The sequence below is a fragment of the Salipiger marinus genome (assembly GCF_035481585.1).
GTDB classification, from domain to species: domain Bacteria; phylum Pseudomonadota; class Alphaproteobacteria; order Rhodobacterales; family Rhodobacteraceae; genus Salipiger; species Salipiger marinus.
On the sequence record NZ_JAYKSL010000037.1, the window covers coordinates 22,095 to 28,267 of the forward strand.

Genomic DNA, 6,173 nt, shown 5'->3' on the forward strand with positions numbered 1-6,173 from the left:
TCGTCTTTCAAATCAGGGTTTGCGGAAGGCCTTGGCGGCGGAGAGAAGCGCGCCGGGGCTCTGGCGGATCATCTCGCCGGTTTTCACGACGCCGGTATTGGCCATATGGTTCAGCTCGTGCGGAGATTTTCCGGTGACGAGGCGCGCGGCCGTGCCGGTGCCATACTGGCGCGTGTTCACGAACCCCTGGCGCGCAAGGCCTGTGAGGCCCACGGCATTGGACGCAATGCCGACAACGCCGGTGAGGTTGGAGGCGATGTAGGGGACCGAGGCCATGATCCCGGCGCTGAGGATCAGGATCACGAGGAAGGGCAGGATGAGGCTGACGGTCTCGACGTCACCTGGATCGGCGGAGGCGTCTCCGATCGCCTCGGCGATGGCAACGATGATGCCCGCGGCCCCTGCGGCGGCGACTGGCATCAGCGCGTAACCGATGGTGGCGCGGGTCCAGGCCTCGAAGAGGGATTGGGTCGGCTTGAAGAGCGAGGTCACGATCATGAAGGGGGCAATCACGATCATCAGCGCGAAGACGATGCGGGCGAAGGCTATAATGCCGGCGGTGACAGCGGCGAATACGGCGGAAAGCACGAAGAAGATGGCACCCAGGACCGCGCCGAAGACCCAGCCCGCGCGGTCGCCGATCGTATCGCCATAGGCGGTGATGCGGGCGACCATGTTGTCGAGGCTTTCATAGACCCCGGCCTCGTCGCCCGAGCCGGTGAGGGCAAGGATCGAGGCACCGACGGAGTCCGGAACCCGCGTGACGATGTCATAGATGACGCTGAAATTGTCCCAGCTTTGTGCGAATATGCCTACCAGTGCCACCTTCATCCCGAAGGCAAAGCCGGTACCGAAGGGCAGGGGCCGGAGTTGCATCACGGCATTGATCCCGAGCAGCACGACGAGGAGCGCGGCACCTGCCGAGATCACGTCACCGACAGCACCTGCCGAGGAGACAAAGCCGTCTTGCGCCACAGTATCCACCGCGGCATCGACCTGGCTGAGGATGTCGCGAATAACACCCATCTACTTTACACAGGCCTCCGCAACTTGGGCCTCGAACGCGTCGGCCTGCGCGTAGAGCTCGAGCACGTTGAAGGGCAGACGCGGGTTGTCCGAGGTCTGGAACCGGGGCAGGGCGGTGAGTGCCTGATCCCAGGTGAACTGATCCAGCAGGCAGGTGCAGGTTTCCGAGGCGAGCGCCTCCTCGGCAATCAGGATGCGCAGGATTGCGCGGTAGCCGTTGCGGAGATAGGCGGTCTCGGCGAGATCGACTGGGGGTTTCGGGACCCGGCAATCATCGGTCTCGTCCCGCGCGATGGCCATCGAGTTGAAGGGCGCGTCATCAGACGAACTCGTGTTCGGAGTCTGGGCCAGTGCGACACAAGGCAGGGCAGTCAGGACAAGTGCTGCGAGACAACGCGCCCGAATTGGTGCCAACCGGTGGGTCATGGACTTCCTCATGGATCCACCGCCATCGAGCGGAACTTGCGCTCGTCCGCGAGGGTTGCGGCATCGACGACGCCAAGCTGGCCGGCGCTCACGCCTTGCGCCGCTTCCAGCCGCCAGATCTGGGTCAGGATGATGCCAAGTTCTGCGGTGACGCGGGTGTTGAGATCGACGGCGGCTTTCAGCCCGTCCTGATCATCGATGAGGCCGACCATGGTCTCGAGTCGTTCGAGGCTTTGGCCCGCCTCTTCGTGGCTCTCCTGCGCCGCGACGGACAACATGGCGCTGGCCCCGGCCGAGGTGGCGATGCGCTTGTCGGCGGGCTGATCGGATCCAGAGAGCGTGCTCAGACGTTCCGAGGTAAAGCCGCTGCCCGAAAGCACGCGCTCGACCGAGGCCGAGAGTTCCGCGCCGGGATTGAAGCCGCTCAGGAAATCGCCGCTGGCCAAGGACTGCGCGGTGTTGAGGGGGGCGACCAGCTTGCCACGCAGCGCGCGGAATTCTTCGACCGTGGCAAAGAGTTCTCCGAGCCCGCTGCCTTCAATGAGCGAGGTCAGTTGCGCCTCGAGGTTGGTGAGCTGCGAGAGCTGGGTTTCCAATTCCAGCCGCATGGTCGCGAGCTGCTGCATCTGAACATTCAGGTCCTTGGCCATGTGCTCGAGCTGGGCCACGAGTTGACCAAGCTGCGAGCCATCAAAGGTTGGTACGCCCTGGGCCGTTGCGGGCGAGGCAAACCCGAGTGTGGTGACCGCCGCGAGGGTCAGGAGAAGGTGTCTCATTCGGGAACTCCCATCTGCATGAAGTCGCGCTCGGCCAGCCGGTCGGCCACGAGGTGCTGCGCATAGGCCGCCTCGCGCTGCTGGTTTGCCGCCATCAGTCGGACGCGGAGATTGAGGATGCGGCCGATCTCGGCCTTGGCGTAGGTGTTGAGCTCCCAGGCCGCCTTGGCGTTGGGTTGCGCATCGATCTGCAGGATGATCGCGCGGAGGCGGTTGATCACTTGCTCGGTCGTTGCCGAACTGTCGGCGGCGTAATAGACGCCCGCCTCGGAGATGCTGGCATATTCGGCGAGCGCAAAGTCCGAGGGAGAGAGTGTTCCGAGCGCGTCGGCGCCACCGACCACGGCGAGGTATTCGTTGTAGAACTTCGAGATGTTGCGCACGTAGCCTTGGGTCTCGGCAAAGGGCGGCACCCCGCCATATTCGATGACCCGACCCGGCCCCGCGTTATAGGCCGCGAGCGCATGGGGTATGTTGCCGAAGCGGTTGAGCTGGGTGGTGATATAGCGCGCGCCGCCGCGGAGGTTGTCTTTCACGTCATAGCGGTCGACGCCGAGGTCAGACGCGGTGCCGGGCATGAGCTGCGTGAGACCATAGGCCCCGACCGGGCTTTCGGCCGCGACATTGAACCGGCTTTCCTGCTTGATCAGCGCCTGGAAAAGGCAGCGCCACTGCGTGGCCGAGAGCCCGGCCCGGGCCACACCGGGAGCGCCTGCGAACTCGCTCGCAACTTCGACAATCATCATCTCGACCGTCTCTCGGCCCTCGCCGAAAAGGCGGCTGTTCATCGGGCTTGGATCGGTGTTCGGGTAGACCGCCGCCACCCCGAAATCCGCATTACCCTCGAGCGCACGGATGTCGAATCCCGGACCGGTGATGGCCGCCGTCATCTCCTCGAGCACGCGCAGCTGGTCGGCCTGAACCTCGGAAAGCGTGGACTCGGTTCGATCCTTGTCCTGCTGGACGCCCAGATCTTCGGCCAGCGCCGTCACCCGCGCGATGGCGCGGCCGATCGCGGAATTGTCCTGCGTCGGCACGCCCTGGGCATGCGCGGGCAGGGCGCCGAGGCAGAGCCCGACGGATATGATCGCGGCGCGGCTCATTCCGGACGGGGCAGGGGTTCGAAACGGCAGTCGGGTTTGGTCGTCTCCTGAACTGGTGCGCCCATGGTCGAGAAGGAAAGCGCGGCGCGCGTGACCTGCGGCTCGCCATTGCGTCCGAAGCAGGGCGAGGTCTTCTCGGTGTACTTTTCGCAAGCGGCGAGAAGGCTTGCGGCGGCGCAAAGCGCGAGGAGGGGTTTTGAACTCATATCAGATGTCTCCAGAAATCGGGATTGGCGCGCCAATCGGCGGGTACACGGGCCTCGCCGGTTGCACCGCCGCCAAGGATGGGGAGGAGGTCGCCCAAGGCGGAGAGGTCCGCATCGACGAAGACGCTGTCGCCGGCCGAGCGGACAAGCGCGATGCGCTGGCCGATTGTGGGCTGGACGAGAAGGGCCGCCTCCTTGGCGTTCACGCGAAGAAAGTCGTAATCCGAGACCGTAGCGCGATCGTTCGGGAAGAGGATCTGGGTCGGCACCGTCTCGACGATGGTCTTGCCAACGCGGCTGTCCCGGAGCTGGCTCGGGTACTGCGTCATCATGATCACGACACAGTTCATCTTGCGTAGCGTCACCAGCCAGTTCTCCAGCCGCGCCCCGAAATACGGATCGTCCAGGAGTTTCCAGGCTTCGTCGAGCACGATGATCGTGGGGCGGCGATCCTCGACCACGCGTTCGATCTGACGGAAGATGTAGGAGAGCACCGCCATGCGCTCGGTGGTCATGTCGAGGATTTCGGTCATGTCGAAGCCGATAATGTCGGAGGCCAGTTCAAGCCCGGCACCCTGTTCCGGCTCATCGAAGACCCATCCGTAGCGGCCGCCCGGGGCCCATTCGGCGACGCGGGACTGTAGCTCGCCATCGTCATCGAGCGACTGAAACAGGGTCTCGAAACTCGCGAAGCGCCGGAGCGAGCCCTCGGCATGGGCATTTTGCGAGACCGCGCTTTGGATGTGTCGTGACTGCTCGCCCGTGAGGGTTCCATTGCGTGTGAGAAGTGTCGCAAGCCAATCCGAGAGCCAGGCGCGGCCACGTTCGTCGATTTCGGTATCGAGGGGATTCAAGCCCGAGGGCACCCCGGCGCGGATTTCGTTGTAACGGCCACCAAGGGCGCGGACAGCCATCTCGAGGCCCCGATCCTTGTCGAAGAAGAAAAGCCGTGCGCCGACCCGCTGCGCCTGCGCTGCGAGAAAGGCGGTGGTCAGCGTCTTGCCGGTGCCGGTGCGCCCTAGAACCAGCGTATGGCCAACGGTCGGTTCCTTGCTTGGGGCTCCCGCCTCGTGGAAATTGAAGCGATAGCCCGAGGTGCTGACCGTGGGCAGGACCGAAATGGTCTGACCCCAAGGTGATTGGTCCGGACCACGCCCTTCGACGCTGCCATGGAGGGCCGCGAAGTCGGCGAAGTTGATCGAGGAAATCGGCGTCTTGCGGGCGCGGTAGCCGAAGTTACCTGGCGACTGCGCGAAGTAAGTGGCTTTGAGCGCCATGTTCTCGCGCACGATGACGGACATGATCTCCTGGCCCACGCGCTTGATCTGGGCGGCGGCGCGTTCGAGCGTGTCACGATCCGGGGCATAGACCGCGATCGAGAGGTGATGATCGCCAAACGCGATGCGTCCTGCCTCCTGATCGTCTGCTGCCTGGCCGAGTTGTTCGCGCAGGGAGACGGCGGCATCGTCGGAAGCCTGCATCTGGCGGATGATCCGCTGGATGCGTTCGGCCATGATGTTGTTCGGGATCGGGCTGAAGGAGTTCGTCAGGACAATGTCGAGCGGCAGGTCGAGCGCGTCGAGCAGCGTGACATCCGTGAGCGCCGGGTAGGTCTTCATCGAAAAGAGCGCGCCGTATTTGACCCGCCCAGTCACGGCGTCGTTCAGGGTGACGACGTCGCCGTCGAAGGTCGCGCGGCAATTGCTCAAAGTATGTGAAAGAGGCAGAGCGTTTTGTCCGAAGGCGATGGGGGAGAAGCTGCCTGCGTTCAGCGTGTTGAGATAGCCAAGCCATTCGCCGCCCGTGCGGGTCAGTCGGACCGGGTTGGCCGAGGCAAGCGCCACCTCGAAGAAGCCCATGACCTCGTTCAGCTCCTGCATACGTGTCGCGCGGTCCTTGACCCAGGCCTTGCGGGCCAGCGCGCGCAAGAGCGGAATGCGGGCCGAGATGTCGGGGCGCCGGATGACGCTGAGATAGAGTTGGCGCTTGGCCGGGCGCAGGTCTTTGACGTGGGCCTGCCAGCGCGCGTCGATCGCGGCGGCGAAGCTGTATTCCTCGATGGGGCGCATTCCGAGATCCTGCGGCACGGAGATCCGGTGGATGTAGAAACCGAAGGCGTTGCCGGTCTGGGCGACGATGGCCGCGACCGCGCGTTTGAGCGCGTCGAGCCGGGCGTCCTCAGTTGTCATCGGGTTCAGACCATCAAGGCGCAGGGTCGCCAAGAGGTCGCCCTCGCGGAGGACCATCACATCGTCATCGGCGAGGGCAAAGTACGGCAGGTGTTCCGCGAGATAACTCTCCCGCGCGAACTCCCTGCCGCCCGCTTGATGCAGGGCTGATCCGTGAGTGGAAAGAGTGCCCGCATCAAGCGCCAAAGCTGTCGCCTCCATGCAGGGCCCGGTTCTTTGTCGGACGCACCGAGCCGAAGGAAACGCGCAGGACCTCGAAGAAATGCGGCTCGCGGTCGGCGACGAACCAGAGGATCGGATAGGCGACGAGGCCAATCAGGAAGAAGACCATGGACTTGGTCCAGATGAACGGCAGAACGACCCCGGTCGCCAGCACCACGAGGTATCCGACAGGGAGACCCAGATTGTTGGATGTCACTGAGAACTGACCCAGCGGCGATAGGAAAT

At 64.2% G+C, this 6,173-nt stretch carries 7 protein-coding genes; all 7 read right to left on the reverse strand.

Annotated elements, in window-relative coordinates; all coding sequences use genetic code 11:
- Positions 1 to 12: 12 nt before the first annotated feature.
- Genes VK682_RS25770 through VK682_RS25800 form a run of 7 tightly spaced genes read right to left on the reverse strand, consistent with a single transcriptional unit; the run spans position 13 to position 6,144 of the window.
- Positions 13 to 1,026 (reverse strand): TrbL/VirB6 family protein, encoded by a 1,014-nt coding sequence (locus VK682_RS25770; protein WP_065331055.1) that lies wholly within the window; start codon positions 1,024 to 1,026, stop codon positions 13 to 15.
- Entirely contained in the window at positions 1,027 to 1,452 is a 426-nt protein-coding gene (locus VK682_RS25775) for a hypothetical protein (RefSeq protein WP_081285329.1), read from the reverse strand.
- Positions 1,453 to 1,460: 8 nt separating this feature from the next.
- Complete coding sequence (locus tag VK682_RS25780) at positions 1,461 to 2,228, reverse strand: type IV secretion system protein (RefSeq protein ID WP_065331054.1); 768 nt, start codon at positions 2,226 to 2,228, stop codon at positions 1,461 to 1,463.
- Entirely contained in the window at positions 2,225 to 3,331 is a 1,107-nt protein-coding gene (locus VK682_RS25785) for a lytic transglycosylase domain-containing protein (RefSeq protein ID WP_065331053.1), read from the reverse strand. The genes VK682_RS25780 and VK682_RS25785 overlap by 4 nt, the downstream gene beginning before the upstream one ends.
- A complete protein-coding gene (locus VK682_RS25790) occupies positions 3,328 to 3,537 on the reverse strand; it encodes a hypothetical protein (RefSeq protein ID WP_065331052.1) in 210 nt (69 codons plus the stop codon). Before VK682_RS25790 ends, VK682_RS25785 begins: the two co-directional genes overlap by 4 nt.
- Positions 3,534 to 5,927 (reverse strand): VirB4 family type IV secretion/conjugal transfer ATPase, encoded by a 2,394-nt coding sequence (locus VK682_RS25795; RefSeq protein ID WP_204353406.1) that lies wholly within the window; start codon positions 5,925 to 5,927, stop codon positions 3,534 to 3,536. The genes VK682_RS25790 and VK682_RS25795 overlap by 4 nt, the downstream gene beginning before the upstream one ends.
- A complete protein-coding gene (locus VK682_RS25800; RefSeq protein WP_324782858.1) occupies positions 5,902 to 6,144 on the reverse strand; it encodes a VirB3 family type IV secretion system protein in 243 nt (80 codons plus the stop codon). The genes VK682_RS25795 and VK682_RS25800 overlap by 26 nt, the downstream gene beginning before the upstream one ends.
- Positions 6,145 to 6,173 lie beyond the last annotated feature (29 nt).

Excerpts from the sequence above, each read along its gene's own strand:
- VK682_RS25780 (WP_065331054.1), bottom strand. The coding sequence starts at position 2,228 with ATGAGACACCTTCTCCTGACCCTCGCGGCGGTCACCACACTCGGGTTT.
- VK682_RS25795 (WP_204353406.1), bottom strand. The coding sequence starts at position 5,927 with ATGGAGGCGACAGCTTTGGCGCTTGATGCGGGCACTCTTTCCACTCAC.
- VK682_RS25770 (WP_065331055.1), bottom strand. The coding sequence starts at position 1,026 with ATGGGTGTTATTCGCGACATCCTCAGCCAGGTCGATGCCGCGGTGGAT.
- VK682_RS25785 (WP_065331053.1), bottom strand. The coding sequence starts at position 3,331 with ATGAGCCGCGCCGCGATCATATCCGTCGGGCTCTGCCTCGGCGCCCTG.
- VK682_RS25790 (WP_065331052.1), bottom strand. The coding sequence starts at position 3,537 with ATGAGTTCAAAACCCCTCCTCGCGCTTTGCGCCGCCGCAAGCCTTCTC.
- VK682_RS25775 (WP_081285329.1), bottom strand. The coding sequence starts at position 1,452 with ATGACCCACCGGTTGGCACCAATTCGGGCGCGTTGTCTCGCAGCACTT.